The following is a 15,304-nucleotide window of genomic DNA, read 5'->3' as shown; positions in this document are numbered from 1 at the left end:
CGTAGCGGGTTTTTTCTTGTGCGCTGGCGCGCCACCCGGGCGGCGCTACCCGGCATGCATGCGGCCGCTGTGGCGCGCTTGTGCCACCGGAAACGTATGCGCAGCGCGCGCCGCCAGCAGATCGATGCTGGCCTTGGCGCGTTGCAGCAGTTCAGGGTCGGGTTGCAGATAGCCTTCGATGGTGCTGATCTGCCCGCGGAAGTAGCCGCTGTCCCACACATCGGGTCCCGTCATGGCATCGGCGTGCCGGATCAGATTGCGCAGGGCCATGTTTCCCCGCTCGCATGGTTGACTCATGCAAACATTGTCATTGAACGGTCATGGGCCAGGCGCTCGGCGTGCGCGCAGCGCCGCTCATCGCACGCCTCGCGGATGTGCGCCGCCAGCCGCGCCAGATCGCACAGCTCGGTGGCATTCCAGCCGCCGGGCCGATGCAAGCGGGTGCCGTCATGACCGATGAAGTCGGCGCCCTGGGGACAGGTCACTTTCACCACCTCGTTGCCGGCCATCTGGCAATCGACCCGCGTCGCCGCCAGTTGCGTCAGCTCTTCGTCGAAGCCCTCGCCGACGAACATCGTCAGTTTCATGCCGTGCCACATTGTTTGCGTTACCGTCATTCAGCGCGCTCCCCATATCGTTGAGACAGGTACTATATTAGTCCGACTAATGATTTTTGTAAATAGTCCAGCTGATATATTTCGCTAAAGTGTTGTTTATTTGAGCATAAAACAGAAAACCCGCACAGGGCGGGTCGGGGTTGGGGGAGGGCGCGGGGAGGCCCCGGCCTGGCTGCTTGCTGGCCTCAGACGCGGCCCATCAGCGTGCGCGCTTCCTGGCGCACCACGCGTCCGACGATGATGCATTCGCCGCCGCGGCAAGCGCGCCGGTAGTAGGCCGGGTCCGGATTCATGGATGCCAGGTACCACTCGCGGCCGTCGCGCACCAGGCGCTTGACCACGGCTTCGCCATCGAAATTGACGGCGTAAAACTCGTTGTTGATGGGCTTGGTGTCGGCAATATTAATGACCACCACATCGCCTTCGATCATCAGGGGCCACATGCTGTCGCCCTTGACGCTGATGGCCAGCAGGCACTGCGGCACCAGGTCGTTTTCTTCGATGAAGCGCAGCGGCAGATCGATCGTGCTTTCGGAGGCATCCTCCTGCGACGCCTCGAAGCCCATGACGCCGGCACGCAGGGTCAGGCTGACCTTCTTGATGGGGACGTGCTCGGCCTGCTGCGCATCGATCGTGATGCGTTTGCCGACGATGCCGAAATCATGCTCGCGCGCCGTCGCCATCGCCATCGCATCCTTGGCTGCGGCGAAGTCATCGGCGTGCGAGGCCAGCGTGGAACTGAACGCCGAGATCGGCACCCCCAGCAATTTGGAGAACTTGATGGCCACGTCGATATTCAAGGGGATTTTTCCATTGAGATATTGGTTCAACGCGCTTTGACCGAACTGCAGATGGTTGGCGGCTGCTTCCTGGGACGCCGGCAGCCCTTGGCTGCGGCGCGCTTGTTGCCACTCAATGAAGAGTTGCTTGAGCTGCGCTGCTTCCGCGAGCTCGAATTGGTTTAGGGGGAGGGCTGGCATAGGTCGCACAATATAAGGAAAGCTAATAAACATCAATTAGTCGGACTGTTGACAAAGGTCATTAGTAAGACTAATATAGCACGTATGAACTCAATCGCACACATCCGGGCCAGGCTCGGCGTTACCCAGGCCGTGATGGCGAAGGGGATCAATGTTTCTCAGGGCAATGTTTCCAACTACGAGCGCGGGCAATCGATGCCGCCCGACGTGGCGGCCCGGCTGATCCGCTACGCGGCGTCGGTCGGCTGCACGATTTGTCACAACGATGTGTATGCGCCGCCCGCCGGCGCGCACGGAGACGCCCGCCGGGCCTGACCCGGCTGTTCGGTTTTACCCGGTTCCACCAAAAGCCCAGCGCCATCGCCAGCAGCGATGGCGGCTGCACCCCCACGTCCGCGCCAGTGGCGCTTTCACCAGAAGGAAGACACATGACCGTTCTACCCGAACTCAATCACGAGGCACGCCAGGTGCTCGCCATGGCGTGTGCCTGGCGCGACAGCCGCAACGCCACCTTCGCCCTGCGCGGCGTCACCGCGGAGCTGATGCAGTTGCGCCACCGCCTCGATGGCGACGCCTTGGCCGACGCCATCGACAGCTACTGGAGGACAGCATGAAAGCGCGCTGGACCGAAGCGCTGCGCACCAGCATCGTCAACGCCCTGGTGGACGGCCCCACGCAAGTGATCCCGCTGGCGCAGCGGCTTGGCGTCGACCCCGAGCAGGTGCGCCAGCAATGCCTGCTGCTGTTTCGCGAGGGCGCCATCGCGCGCGAGCCGCGCACCCGGCGCGCGCACATGGTGTACAAGTCCGCCGCCGACGCGCACGACGCCCCCGAGCACGACCCGCACCCGATCCAGCGCGTCCTGGCTGCCGAATGGAAGGGCCATCCGTTCCGCGACCCGCTGGTGGCCGCCCTGTTCGGCCCGACCGGGCCAGCGCGCGGCGCCGCCGGCATTGCGGCGCACGAGGGCGCCGCTCATGCCGCCGGCCAGCATGCGCGGTCGGCCTGACACGGCGGACCAGCGCGCCGCGCTGCGCGCCGCCGGCCAGCTGCGCCATCTGCGCACGCGCGCCGAGAAACGCCGGCTGGCACACGAACTATGCCGCTATCTGATAGCGGTTCTGAAACGCGGTCATTCGCAACGGAGGTAATCAATGGCAGGAGAATGGATCAAGATGCGCACCAATTTGTGGAGCGATCCGCGCGTGTCCCGGCTGTGCGACCTGAGCGGCAAGGGCGAAGCGACGGTGGTCGGCGCGCTGTACTGGCTGTGGGCCACTGCCGACGAGCATACCCAGAGCGGTCATATGCCGGGTCTGAGTATGGCCGGCATCGACCGCAAGACCGGCATCGACGGCTTTGGCGCGGCATTGCTGGCGGTCGGATGGATCAGCGACACCGACGGCGGCATCAGCCTGCTGCGCTTCGACGAACATAACGGTTCGTCTGCCAAGAACCGCGCCACCACCGCGCGCCGCGTGGCCACGCACGCCGCCGGTGCGCGCGCCAGAACGCAGGGCGGCGCCGTTGCCACACCCGCATCGGTGGCCGATGGCGAGAATGCTAACGGCGCCGCCGTTAGCGCCCCGTTAGCTAAAGAAGAGAAGAGAAGAGAAGACGTAAACAAACTTGCCCTGACCCCGCCTGTTTCCGCAGACCCGATCGTGGCCGGGCATCCGATCGCAGCGGCGGCTCCGGCCAGGCGCCGTGCGTCGGGCGCCATCTCGCTCCCGGCTTACCTCGAGCAATGCAAGCTGGCCGACGACAAGCCGATTCGCGCCGACGATGCGGTGTTCGACTATGCGGCCAAGGTGGGCGTGCCGACCGAGTTCCTGCGCCTGCAGTGGCTCGAATTCAAGGAGCGCTACAGCCTGGAGGGCGCGAAGCAGTACAAGTCGTGGCCCACGGTGTTTTCCAAGTCGGTCAAGGGCAACTGGTTCCGCCTGTGGTACATCCTGCCCGATGGCGCGTACGCCCTCACCACCAGCGGCCAGCAAGCCAGGCGCCAGCACGAGGCGAGCGCTTGAGCCGGCCCCTTTTCAGCATCAGCGCCGAACAGGCGGTGCTGGGCGCCATCCTGGTCGACAACGGCGCGCTCGACAAGATTCCGACCCTGCTTGAACACGACTTCTATCGTGCCGATCACCGCCTGATCTACGCCGAGATGGTACGCCAGGTGATGGACAACAAACGCGCCGACGCCATCACCCTGGCCGACACGCTCAAGGAACGCGTGGCCGATTGCCTGCCTTACCTGTTTGCGCTGCAGGCCTCGGCGGCCAGCGCGGCCAACGTCGTCAAGCACGCCGCGATCGTGCGCGACCGCGCCATGCTGCGCGCGCTCGACGCCTTCGGCCTGGAAGCGCAGAGCGAGGCCAGCGGCGCGCTCGAACCGGCGCGCGTGGTGCTCGACCGCATGGCGCACAAGCTCGATGCGCTGGCCCTGAACAAGGAAGAAGGCGCGCCGCTGCACAGCGCCGAACTGCTGGGCGGCTATGTCGAACTGCTGACCCAGCGCATGGATGGCCTGGTGCGCGCGATCCCGACCGGCTTTCGCGACCTTGACCGCCAGCTTGACGGCGGACTCGAACGCGGCACGCTGTCGGTGCTGGCGGCGCGTCCCGGCATGGGCAAGACCGCCATGGGCCTGGCGATGGCGCGCAACGTGGCGCGCGAGGGCACCGCCCTGTTCCTGTCGATGGAAATGAACCGCACCCAGATCAGCGACCGCAATATCGCGGCTCTGGGCGGCATACCGGTGGCGTGGCTGCGCAACCCGCACGCGGGCGATGCCGCCACCTGGGACAAGGTGGCGGCGGCGTGCGCGGCCAACGGACAACTGAACCTGTACGTGGACGATGCGAGCAGCCTGTCGATGCTGGAGATCCGCGCCAAGGCGCGCGCCATCAAGCGCCGCCACGGACTCGATCTGCTGGTGATCGACCAGCTCAGTTTCATCACCGGCGGCGGCAACGAGAACAAGGCCTACGACATCGGCGAACACACGCGCGGCGCGGTGGCGCTGTCGAAGGAGCTCGATTGCGCCGTGCTGCTGCTGGCGCAGCTCAACCGCGACTGCGAGAAGCGCCACAACCGGCGTCCCATCATGGCCGACCTGGCGATGTCGGGATCGGTCGAGCAGGATGCGGCCAACGTCCTGTTCCTGTACCGCGACGAGATGTACAACCCGGCCACGCGCGAGCGCGGCATCTGCGAAGTCATCACCGGCAAGCAGCGCCAGGGCGCCACCGGCACCGTGGGCGTGCAGTACATCGGCAACCAGACCAGGTTCGAAGACTTGCAGTACGCCTGGCAGGCGCCGAACCAGCGCGACGCCGATCCCGCTGCGCGCCTGCGCGGTTTCGATTAAGCGGCCGCACTGCGCAGCGGCCAGCAACACATTGATCAGGCCCGCGCGCCACGGCGGCGGGCCTGCCCACACACACATACAGATACACATAGAATCAGGAGCGCATCATGATCGTCAAATCCAAACACCCGGCCGCCCAGGCGGCGCCCGCGGCGCAACAGCCGGCGTCGCCGTTCGAGCACGCCATGTCGGTCTGGACGCGCTGGATCGCGCTCAAGGACAACCAGGTCTCGCAGGGCTGGGGCCATCCGCAGGACACCAAGGATTTCATGCGCGCCGGCGAAGCGATCGACGTCATGATCAACGACCTGCCGCGCGTGGAATGGTGGGCCGTGCGCAGGGCGCGCGGGGTGGCGACGGTGTGGCGTTTCCCCGATTTGTCGCTGCCCGACGCCATCGCGCGCGCCGAACACATGCTGACGCCAAAACTGAGAAATCACATTGCCACGCGCCGCTTCTTCCATTAGTATGGTGGTGTTAGATGTGATTTCTGCGTCAGAACCGACGGCAGTAAAATCACCCTGACGCACAAGGCCCGCTCCGCAAGGACAGCGGGCTTTTTCGTTTGCGCGCGCGCTTTTCCGGCGCCGCGTCTTTGAACAGCGACATGGATCGACAGGTACATTTATGGGCATGGAAACGATGGTAACGGCGGCACTCGCGCCCCTGGTCGGAGGGCGCGTCTTTCAGGATGTCCATCCATCCGTCACGCCGCGCCCTTGCATCACCTTCCGCGTAACGGGAGGAACGCCGCTCTCCTTCCTGGACGGCAGCGCACCGGCAAGAGAGATCGTGCGGGTGGCGGTCACCACATGGGGCAGCACGAACCTGGAAACTGCCGCCATCGGCAAGGCGGCGGAAGCGGTCCTGCGCGCCGCCACCGCCCTGCAGACCACGGTGCTTAGCTACCGCAACCCGATGATCGACAGCACGACCGGCGCCGCCATCACCACGCAGGAATTCGAATTTTTCGTCTGACACGGCGCCGCAGGGCGCCATTTACTTTGCCCGCAAGGGTTACAACCGACCGCCCACCGAGGCGGTTTTTTTATGCCCTCACGGGTCAACTATATCGGTCGACATCGACCGGAAAGGCACTATTTTGGCCGTATCTCTCCCTAATGGCATTGTTCTCGCTCTGGCGAACGCGTATGCCGCACCTATCGCCGTTACCGCGGCAAGCAACGGCGCCGAAGCCGTCCTGACCGTGGCCAATGCCCTGGTCGCCGGGGACTACTTCGAATTCACCTCCGGCTGGAGCCGTGCGAATGGCCGCGTGTTCCGCGTCAAGGCGCCGACCCCGACCACCATCGTGGCCGAAGCGCTGGACACCACGTCCACCTCCCTGTTCCCGATCGGTTCGGGCGTGGGCACGATCCGCAAGATCAACGCCTGGACCCAGATCACCCAGATCATGGGCTGCACCAGCTCGGGCGGCGAACCGCAGTACCAGACCTACTCCTTCCTGGAGCAGGACTTCGACAGCCAGATTCCGACCACCACGTCGGCCCAATCGCTGGCACTGGAAATCGCCGACGATCCGTCGCTGGCCGGCTACCAGGCGTTGAAGAACGCATCGCAATCGCGTAACCCGACGGCGCTGCGCGCGACCCTGCCGGCCGGTGGCTTCATTCTCTACAACGGCGTGTTCGCCTTTGACGAGACGCCATCGCTGACCAAGGGCAGCCTGATGGCCGTCAAGGCCGGCATGGCCCTGCAAGGCCGTCCGGTCCGTTACATCGCCTAAGTACCTTGTTGTCTGTGGCCCGCTATTGCGGGTCTTTTACGCCCCCGGCTTGATCCCTGGGGGTCTTTTTTCTTCTGAAAGCAAAAAATGACCAAGACAAACACCAAACAAAAATTTTCCCTGAACGTGGCCCCAACCTTCAAGGCCCCGGTCACGATCACCATTCCCGGCGGCGGCGAAGCTGAAATCATGTTCACCTTCAAGCACCGCACGCGCGACGAGTTCAAGGCCTTTACCGAGAACCTGAAAGCCAGCGCCGACGCCGACGACGGCACCAAGGGCGATGGCCCGAAGGATGCCGACGTACTGCTCGACATCGCCAGCGGCTGGGACCTGGACGAACCGTTCGACGCCGCCTCGCTCGACAAGCTGGTACAGCGCTACATGGGCGCGGCCCAGGCAGTCATTGGCGCCTACTTCGGCGAACTGACGGGCGCGCGCGCAAAAAACTGATCGCGCTTGCAGAGCACCTTTACCGCACAGCCCCGGGCGCCGACGAATTGGAGGCGGCGGGACTGACGGCACAGGACTTTGCAGGCGAAGCGGTCACGCCCTGGCCGGACAACCTGATGGCGTTCTCGCTGTTTCAGTTCATGCGCACCCAGTGGCGCATCGGGATGGCCGGGCCGACCGGCCTGGACTACGGTGTGCTGTTTCGCAAGATGGACCGGATGGGCTTGAGCCCGGACGAGTACGACCAGCTCGAGTGCGATATCCAGGTCATGGAAGTGGCCGCACTGAACTGTATTTTCGCAAAAACCTAGCCGCCTGCGGGCGGCATTTTTATTTGGACTTCCCATGCCGGACATCACAAACAATACCACCATCAAGCTCGATACGAGTAAGGTGGAAGCGGGTCTGAAGAGGATCGACGAGGCGCTGGCCAGGACTGGCCGCAACCTCGACAACCTTGGCGATGGCGATGGCATGGGCAAGCTGGGCGACGACGCCCAGGCCGCGGCCGCCGCGGTCTCGGAGGCAGCCGGGACCGTTGCCGACGCGGCCGAAAAGCAGGGCGCATCGATGGCGGACCTGGCCGGTAAGCTCACGGAGGTGACCAGCGCCAGCGAACTGTGCGCCGAAGCCCTGCTGGCAGTCAGCGCAGCGGCAGTACCGTTGCCGGAGCAGTTGACCGGCGCTGCGCAAGCGACGTCTTTTCTCGATGGCATGCTTGGCAAGGCCAAGGTATCGCTGATCGAATTCGGCGCCAGCCTGCTTGAAAAGGTCTCGTTCGGGGCCATGCTCGAGGGCATCAATGCCGCGATTACCGGGCTGGCCGACCTGGACGACATGGCGCAGCGCACCGGCACGTCGGTCGATACGCTCTCGCGCATGCAGAAGGTGGCGCAAATGACGGGCCAGGACTTCGGCGAAGTCGACCGCGTGCTGACCCGCCTGGCGGGCAATATGGGTGGCGTGGGCGAGGGGGCGGACAAGGTCAAGGACGCGCTCGCGCGCCTGGGCGTGTCGGCCACGGATGCGTCGGGCAACCTGCGCGATCCGGCCGAGGTGCTGATCGAGGCAAGCACCAAGCTCCAGGGCTATTCCGAAAGCGTCGCTAAAACGGCGCTCCAGCAAGACTTGCTGGGCACATCAGGCGCCAAGCTGACGCCCTATTTGAACGATGTGGTCGAGCATATCGGCAAGTTTTCCGGAACGAGCGAAGCATCCGCCGCCGCGGCGACGGCGTTCGCGCAGAACATGGCCAAGTTGCAGGTGCGCCTCGGTGAACTGGGCACGTCGGTGGCCGAGAATCTGCTGCCGCAGCTGGTCAAGCTGCTGGAAAAGGTCAATGAGCTGACCGACAGCGAGGGCTTCAAGTCGTTCGTGAAAGGCGTGGGCGAGGCCGTCGGCATGGTTGCCGGCGGCGTCGCGATCCTGGTATCGGCGATTGAGCCGGCGGCCAAGATCGTGGCGGCGTTTTTCGGTTTGTTCGTCGCCGCTCCGGCGGCGTATGGCCTGGTGATGGCGGGCCTGGCTGCACTGCCGGGTTTGCTGGCCGCCGTGCCGGGGATGATCGCTGCTGTGTCGGCTGCGGTCATCATCAACGGCGGCGTGTGGGCGACCTTGAACACCAACCTGGGCGGAGTATCGCTCTCGGCCCAATCGGCCAGCGGTTGGATGGGCAAACTCCAGATCGCCGCGGGAGTGGCCTTCGCCGCGTTTGCCGGATGGGAGATCGGCACCTGGCTGCGCAATGAATTCGAGATCGTACGCATTGCCGGCCTGGAATTCGTGCGTGCCATCCTGATTGGTTTCGAGAACATTTCCTTCTACAGCCAACAGGCGTTCACGCTCGTAAAGGGAGCGTGGTCCGACGCCCTTGGCAATATGTCGACCAGTTTCGGCAGCTTTGCCGATTGGGTTGCAGGCGGGTTGGACAAAATGGGCGCGAAGGGTATCGCCTCCGAGGTGCGCGCGTATGCCAATTCCTTGCGTTCGGTCAGTGAACAGCATCACGCCAATGCCGCCAGTGCACGCGAGTCGGCGAAGGCGCAGGTCAAAGCGCACGAGCAGATCCTGGCCGGGATCAACGGTAACATTGACGGCCTGGTCGAAACCGAGCGGCTCGGCGACAAGGTGGTGGAAGCAACCAGCGGCGGCAAGCCGAAAAAGGTTGTTCCTCCGAAGAAGGGCACGAACGGCAAGTCCGGCCAGCCGGACGATTACGACAAGCTGACTGCATCCATTCACGATCGGATCGCGGCCAACGAACTTGCGCTGAAAACCGACGAGAACGCGAGCGAAAGTCAGAAGCTGTCGCTCCAACTGGACCAGGATCTGGCCTCCGGCAAGGTCAAGTTGACGGAAAAGCAGTGGGCATTGGTGCAGGCCAATCTGGCCGAGCTGAGCGTGACGGAACGGCGCCTCAAGCTGAAAGTGGCCGAGGATGATGTGCTTGGCTACATCCTGCAAAGCACGGCGGCGAGGCTTGCCTCGAAAGATGCGCTTGCACAGGAATACAGCATGTACGGCAGATCGAGCGATGCGCGCGATCTGGCCAACGTGTCGGTACGCTCGGAAATCGAGTTGCAAAAAATACTTGACCAGAAGCGCAAGGTCGGCATTCCGGTGACCGACGAGATGCTCGGGCAGATGCGTTTGGAAAAAGAGCTGCGTGACGAGATTGAAACAGCGACGCTGGCGCAGACCAAGGCGCTTGGCTACGCCAGCACGCTGACCAGCGAGAACCAGCGCTTCGCGGCCGAATCGATTTTCGATGAGCGCGAGCGTGGCGCCGCCCTGCTGGAAATCGAGGCCGACACCTGGCGCGAGCGGATCGCGCTCGCCGGTGAAGGCACCGATGCGCAAAAGAAACTGCAGACGCAGTTCGACCAGTGGTACAAAAACCAGTCGGCCAAGCCGATGATCGAGGAGTGGAAGAAGTCGGTTCAGCAATATGAAGATGTGTTCCGCAAGGGATTCAGCGATATGCTTCTCAACGGCAAGGATGGCTGGAAGTCGTTTACGAAATCGCTGACCTCCACCTTCAAGACCTCGGTTGCGGACCAGATCTACAAGATGTTCATCAAGCCGCTCGTGTTGCAGGTCGTCGGCAATATAGTCGGTGGCCCCGGTTCGGGTGGCACGGGCGGCTTTGATTTTTCCAGCGCCGGGCAGTCGATTTATAAAGCGTTTTCCGCAGCCGCGTCCAGTGGGGGCGGCCTGGCCAACATGGGGAAAACATTTTTCACCACCTTGCGCGGCACGCCTGCGGCCTCGAATGTGGTGCCTGGCGCTGGAGGGGCAGTCACCAGCGGCACCACCACGGGCGGCGGCTTCAGCGCCGCTGGTGGCGCCATGTCCATCGCGGGCTGGATTGCCGCCGGCATGGCGCTGTCGAAATCGCTCTATGCGAAGGGCTGGGATGCGCAGAACGGGTCGATCAACTCGTCAGGCCCGGTGGCGCCGTTCAATGCGCCGATGCTGCACCTGAACAAGGGTCTGCAAAAGCTCGGGTTGGACAATACCACGGCCAACATGCTGTCGGGCGCCTCCACGGTGTCTCGCCTGTTCGGCCGCAAGAACCCCGAAGTGAAAGACTTCGGCATCGAAGGCAAGTTCGACGCATCCGGATTCGATGGAAAGACGTATCAGGACATCGTTGAAAAAGGCGGCATATTCCGCAAAACCAAGCGCTACACGAGGGACGGGGCGCTCGACGCCGCCAGTGAAAGCACCTTCGACGGCACGATCAAGAATCTGATGACGGCGGTGAAAGGCTTCGGCGCCCAGTTGGGCATCGAGGCGACGCAGGTCGACAGCTACACCAAGTCGATCAAGCTCGCACTCACCAGCGACGAGGCCAAGAACAAGGAACTGATCGTGTCCCTGTTCGGCGACATCGGCAACGAGCTGGCCACCCTGCTGCTGCCCACCATCGACGGCCTGAGCAGGGATGGTGAAACGGCGGCGGCCACGCTGCAGCGCATCGCAACCGAATTTGTCGCTATCGATGCCGCCCTGGCCTCGGTGGGCGACGCTTTCGGTGCGGTCGGCATGGGCTCGCTGGAGGCGCGCCAGCGCTTGCTCGACCTCAGCGGCGGCATGGAATCGTTCGGCAAGGATATCGCCTTCTTCGGCCAGAACTACTTGACCGAAGCGGAACGCCTGGCGCCGGTCGCCAAGACGGTTGAGGCCGCACTCGCGAGCCTTGGCATGTCGCAGATCAAGACCCGCGACCAGTTCAAGGAAGCGATCCTCGGCACGCGCGATGCGACGGGAGAACTGGTCGGCGGCCTGGATCTGACCACCCTGTCCGGCGCCAAGACCTACGCCGGCCTGATGGATATCCAGGAAGCGTTTGCACAACTTCATCCGGCGGTCGAGAAAGTGGTCAAAAAACTGCGCACGCCGGACGAGATCAAGGCCGAGCGCGACGGGTTGAGCGATCAGATCGATGAACTGACGATGACGCCGGAGGCATATCGCGACAAGCAGCGTATCAAACAGCGTGCCATAGACGCCGAGCTGATCGATCCGAGCAACATGGATCTGTTCGATAAGGTCCAGAACGGGCGCATCGCCGACGAGGCGAACCAGAAAACCTTCGCTGCTAAGGAAGCGCTGGACAAGACCAACAAGGCCATTCAGGACCAGATCGACGTCTACCGGAAAGCGAACATGGAGGTCACGGAGGCGCGTGCGTTCGAAATCGCCGGGATGGACGAGACCACGGTCAAGCTGTACGACTCCCTGGAAGCGTACAAGCAAACGGCGGCGGCGGCAGATGCCGTGAAATCGGCCAACAAGTCCATCCAGGACCAGATCGACGTCTACCGGAAAGCGAGCATGGAGGTCTCGGAGGCGCGTGCGTTCGAAATCGCCGGGATGGACGCGACCACGGTCAAGCTGTACGACTCCCTGGCAGTGTACAAGCAAACGGCGGACGCGGCAGATGCCTTGAAATCGGCCAACAAGGTCATCCAGGACCAGATCGACAGCATCCTCAAGTCGCGCATGGACCCGGACGAATTGCGCGCCGAGGAAACCAAGGACATGAAGCCGAAGACGATCGAGCTGTACGACACGCTGGCCGCCCTGAAGCTGGAGGAACAGCAGGCGCAGGCCAAGCGCGAGGCCGACGCGGCGCGCGCGGCCGACGAGAAACGCATCGCCGAAGAAGCGCAGCGCGCGGCGGAACAGTTGCGCGATGCCTGGAAGTCGGTCACCGATGCCATCTTTGACGAGGTCAAGCGGCTGCGCGGCCTGATCGACGACACCTCGGTGAACTCGGTGGCGAGCGCCCAGTCGGCCTTCACCATCGCCACGGCGCAGGCCCGTTCCGGCGACATGGAGGCCGGCAAGATGCTGCCGACCCTGTCGCAGAAACTGATCGAGCTGACCGAAGCGAATGCGACGTCGATGCTCGAACTGCAACGGGTGCGCGCGCAGACGGCGGCCAGCCTGGCCGTCACCGGCGCGCTGCTGAGCGCCACGATGGGAGTGAACCCGGCGCAGCCCGGCCAGGGCGCAGCCCCGTACGGGCCGGGCGGCATGCCGCAGCCTGGCGCCTATCAGCCACCGATGCAAGTGCCGCAGAACTGGGGCTTGCAGGGCGGCGTGGGCGGCAACCCGGATGCCCAGCGCCTGCAGGCCGAAGTCGAAGCGCTGCGCGCCGAAACGCGCGCCACCGCAACCCACACCGCAAAACTGGTGTCGATGCTGAGCCGATTGATTGTCGATGATGTACTGAAAACGAAGGAGACCGCATGAGCGGAATGAAGGTCATTAAACCGACCAATATCAGCGGCGCAATGCTCACCAGCAGCAGCGTGGCCGAACCGGATGTGGGCGAAGTGGTGTGGAGTCCGGGCACCAGCTACGGCGCGGGGGCCGTGGTGATCCGCACCACCACGCACATGAAGTACGAGCGCGTGGCCGCCGGCGTCAGCAACGTCCTGCCGGAAAACGATACCGTCAACTGGCTGCCGGCGGGCCCGACCAACAAGTGGGCCATGTTCGACCGCAAGATCGGCACCACCACCAAGGCCGGCACCAGCCTGACGGCGGTGATGCGGCCGGGCGGCATTTCGGGCCTGGGCATGCTGGAACTGGTGGGGCGCGAAGCGATCGTGACGCTGCGCGACGCGCCCGGCGGCAAGGTGGTCTACAGCCGCACCATCAATCTCGACGGCACCCTGATCACCAGCGTCTACGACTGGTTCTTCCTGGACTATGAGCAGTTGAGCGACTTCGTACTGACCGACCTGCCGCAGCATTACTCGGCGGGCGAGCTGAACGTGCAGCTCAAGAGCACTACCGGGGTCGCGGTCGGCGTGCTGCAGGTCGGCCAGGTGCTGGCGATCGGGCGCACCACGGGCGGCTCGACGGTCGGCATTGTCGACTACAGCCGCAAGGAGAAAGACCGCTTCGGTAACTTCGACGTGGTCGAAGGCGCCTTCAGCAAACGCGGCACCTTGCAGGTGGTGACCGAGGCGTCCGAGTTCAACAAGCTGTTCCGTTCGCTGGCGGCACTGCGCGCGATTCCCTGCATTTACATCGGCACCGACCAGATCGGTTTCGAGCCGATGATTAATTACGGTTTCTATAAAGACTTCTCGATGGTGGTTGCCTATCCGCACCACCACCTTTGCAACCTTGAAATTGAAGGACTTTCCCAATGACGATCACTGCCATTCCACCACTGGACCGCACCGCGCCGACCTTCCGTGCCGACTGCGACACCTATTTCGCCACCAGCATCCCGAACTTCACCACGGAGATCAATGCGCTGGCGCTTGATCTGACAGGCAAGCAAGACATCGCCAGCAAGGCCGCCGCCAGCGCGACCGAGTCCGCGAAAACCGCGAGCTCCAAAGCGGTCGAGGCCGGCACCAGCGCCGGTAGCGCGTCAGGCAGCGCCAAGATCGCGTCCGACAGCGCGGCCGCAGCGGCCGCCAGCGCCGCGACCATCGGCACCAGCGCCGCGTATTCCGACGCCACGCCGTTCGCCAAAAATGCGACCGACGCGACCAAGCAGGCCAGGATGAATCTGGCGGGATTGACGACGGGCGTGATTCGCACGCTGACCATTCCCGACAAGAACGGCACCCTGGCGATGATCGATGACCTCGATGCGCGCACCCGGGCCTTTTTCAACGCGAACAACATCAATGTCCTGGACTACAACAACGGCGGACACCAGCGCTGGGCGCCGGGCACGGGCGCGCAAGCCCTGGTCATCAACAACTGGCCCGCGGCCGGCACGCATGGCGAGCTGATGATCGAGGGCGTGAACCTGGGCGCGGCGACCATCACCTGGCCGGCCATCAACTGGATCCGCTACGACGGCACCAGCAGTCCGACGTTCAGTTACATGGGCTACGCCTTGCAGTCCAACGGCATCGATTTCATCGTGCTCTGGACCCGCTTGGGCAGTGCCGGCGTGTTCGGCAAGGTGGTGCGATGAGTGCGCTGCGCATGCTGGCGGCGACCAACGTCAAGCCGTATGTGCCGCCGGTGCAGCAGCAGGTGACGCAAACGTTTACCTCGTCGACATATTGGACGGCGCCGGGCAATGTGAACCATCTGATCAGCGTGACAGGCAAGGGCGACGATGGGCGTGCCGCGGAACGTATTCCGCAATCCGGGGTCGCTGTCAGTGTCACTCTTCAGCAAATTCATGGGGGCGACAGAGCAGGCAGCATCACCTGGGAATATGCCACCCTTGAAGTGAATCGCGTGGCCGAATCACTTAACTCGGGCGCGGCAGGGTACTGGAACGAGTCGATATTTCAGCAGTTCCTCAACGGATATACAAGCACATCGGTATATCACCGCCCTGCCGATCTCGTCGCTGGAAGTGCGGTGGTCTCATTTCCCTGGAACTGGAAGTACTCCGGGCCGGTGAACGGGCCGATGAGCGGATCGCAAGACGGAGCCTGGACTGCGACAGTGTCGTACCAGACATGGGGACCTGCCTTGGGCGGCCAGCCATCCTCGGGGTTCGACACCCTGCATTTTTCGGGCGGCTATGCGGGACCGGCCACGCCGGTCACACAAACCAATGTCCAGATCACCGCAGGCAAGACCTATTACCTGTCAATCACGGGCAACGGCTACATCACCATCACTTATTGGCAATAAA

Annotated in this window: 17 protein-coding genes; 14 read left to right on the top strand and 3 right to left on the bottom strand. The window is 63.5% G+C overall.

From position 1 onward, the window contains the following. Positions 1-45: 45 nt before the first annotated feature. The 3 genes from F2P45_RS09820 to F2P45_RS09810 form a co-directional block, all read right to left on the bottom strand. Positions 46-297, bottom strand: coding sequence for a hypothetical protein (locus tag F2P45_RS09820; protein WP_223164706.1), 252 nt, complete (start codon positions 295-297; stop codon positions 46-48). Continuing rightward, positions 294-587 carry a hypothetical protein gene (locus F2P45_RS09815; RefSeq protein ID WP_166873524.1) on the bottom strand — a complete coding sequence of 98 codons (294 nt, stop codon included), beginning with the start codon at positions 585-587 and terminating at the stop codon, positions 294-296. Before F2P45_RS09815 ends, F2P45_RS09820 begins: the two co-directional genes overlap by 4 nt. A gap of 215 nt (positions 588-802) precedes the next feature. Further along, positions 803-1,597, bottom strand: a complete 795-nt coding sequence (locus F2P45_RS09810) for a LexA family transcriptional regulator (RefSeq protein ID WP_166873521.1) — start codon at positions 1,595-1,597, stop codon at positions 803-805. Positions 1,598-1,681: 84 nt separating this feature from the next. On the opposite strand from F2P45_RS09810, the gene F2P45_RS09805 reads away from it, so the two are divergent. The 14 genes from F2P45_RS09805 (at position 1,682) to F2P45_RS09740 (ending at position 15,303) form a co-directional block, all read left to right on the top strand. Next, on the top strand, positions 1,682-1,912 hold the full coding sequence (locus F2P45_RS09805) for a helix-turn-helix domain-containing protein (protein ID WP_166873517.1): 231 nt from the start codon (positions 1,682-1,684) through the stop codon (positions 1,910-1,912). Between the two features lie 113 nt (positions 1,913-2,025). Then, on the top strand, positions 2,026-2,211 hold the full coding sequence (locus F2P45_RS09800) for a hypothetical protein (protein WP_166873514.1): 186 nt from the start codon (positions 2,026-2,028) through the stop codon (positions 2,209-2,211). Further along, positions 2,208-2,606 (top strand): hypothetical protein, encoded by a 399-nt coding sequence (locus F2P45_RS09795; protein ID WP_166873511.1) that lies wholly within the window; start codon positions 2,208-2,210, stop codon positions 2,604-2,606. Before F2P45_RS09800 ends, F2P45_RS09795 begins: the two co-directional genes overlap by 4 nt. 145 nt (positions 2,607-2,751) lie before the next feature. After that, positions 2,752-3,624: a hypothetical protein gene (locus F2P45_RS09790; protein ID WP_166873509.1), complete on the top strand. Its 873-nt coding sequence runs from the start codon at positions 2,752-2,754 to the stop codon at positions 3,622-3,624. Then, complete coding sequence (locus tag F2P45_RS09785; RefSeq protein WP_166873506.1) at positions 3,621-4,967, top strand: replicative DNA helicase; 1,347 nt, start codon at positions 3,621-3,623, stop codon at positions 4,965-4,967. The genes F2P45_RS09790 and F2P45_RS09785 overlap by 4 nt, the downstream gene beginning before the upstream one ends. Positions 4,968-5,074: 107 nt before the next feature. Then, positions 5,075-5,434 carry a hypothetical protein gene (locus tag F2P45_RS09780; RefSeq protein ID WP_166873501.1) on the top strand — a complete coding sequence of 120 codons (360 nt, stop codon included), beginning with the start codon at positions 5,075-5,077 and terminating at the stop codon, positions 5,432-5,434. Between the two features lie 166 nt (positions 5,435-5,600). After that, positions 5,601-5,945 (top strand): tail completion protein gp17, encoded by a 345-nt coding sequence (gene gp17, locus F2P45_RS09775; protein WP_166873499.1) that lies wholly within the window; start codon positions 5,601-5,603, stop codon positions 5,943-5,945. A 124-nt stretch (positions 5,946-6,069) separates the two neighbouring features. Next, positions 6,070-6,714 carry a phage tail protein gene (locus tag F2P45_RS09770; protein WP_166873496.1) on the top strand — a complete coding sequence of 215 codons (645 nt, stop codon included), beginning with the start codon at positions 6,070-6,072 and terminating at the stop codon, positions 6,712-6,714. Between the two features lie 87 nt (positions 6,715-6,801). Continuing rightward, positions 6,802-7,167, top strand: coding sequence for a phage tail assembly chaperone (locus F2P45_RS09765; protein WP_166873494.1), 366 nt, complete (start codon positions 6,802-6,804; stop codon positions 7,165-7,167). 47 nt (positions 7,168-7,214) lie between these two features. Next, positions 7,215-7,478 carry a DUF1799 domain-containing protein gene (locus F2P45_RS09760; protein ID WP_229505000.1) on the top strand — a complete coding sequence of 88 codons (264 nt, stop codon included), beginning with the start codon at positions 7,215-7,217 and terminating at the stop codon, positions 7,476-7,478. 34 nt (positions 7,479-7,512) lie between these two features. Then, on the top strand, positions 7,513-12,930 hold the full coding sequence (locus F2P45_RS09755; RefSeq protein WP_166873491.1) for a hypothetical protein: 5,418 nt from the start codon (positions 7,513-7,515) through the stop codon (positions 12,928-12,930). After that, positions 12,927-13,841: a hypothetical protein gene (locus F2P45_RS09750; RefSeq protein ID WP_166873488.1), complete on the top strand. Its 915-nt coding sequence runs from the start codon at positions 12,927-12,929 to the stop codon at positions 13,839-13,841. The genes F2P45_RS09755 and F2P45_RS09750 overlap by 4 nt, the downstream gene beginning before the upstream one ends. Continuing rightward, complete coding sequence (locus tag F2P45_RS09745; RefSeq protein WP_166873485.1) at positions 13,838-14,626, top strand: hypothetical protein; 789 nt, start codon at positions 13,838-13,840, stop codon at positions 14,624-14,626. The genes F2P45_RS09750 and F2P45_RS09745 overlap by 4 nt, the downstream gene beginning before the upstream one ends. Further along, entirely contained in the window at positions 14,623-15,303 is a 681-nt protein-coding gene (locus F2P45_RS09740) for a hypothetical protein (protein WP_166873482.1), read from the top strand. Before F2P45_RS09745 ends, F2P45_RS09740 begins: the two co-directional genes overlap by 4 nt. The last annotated feature ends 1 nt before the right edge of the window (position 15,304 follow it).

The organism is Massilia mucilaginosa (assembly GCF_011682145.1).
In the GTDB taxonomy this organism is placed as follows: domain Bacteria; phylum Pseudomonadota; class Gammaproteobacteria; order Burkholderiales; family Burkholderiaceae_D; genus Telluria_A; species Telluria_A mucilaginosa.
This window is presented reverse-complemented; position numbering and strand designations above follow the sequence as displayed.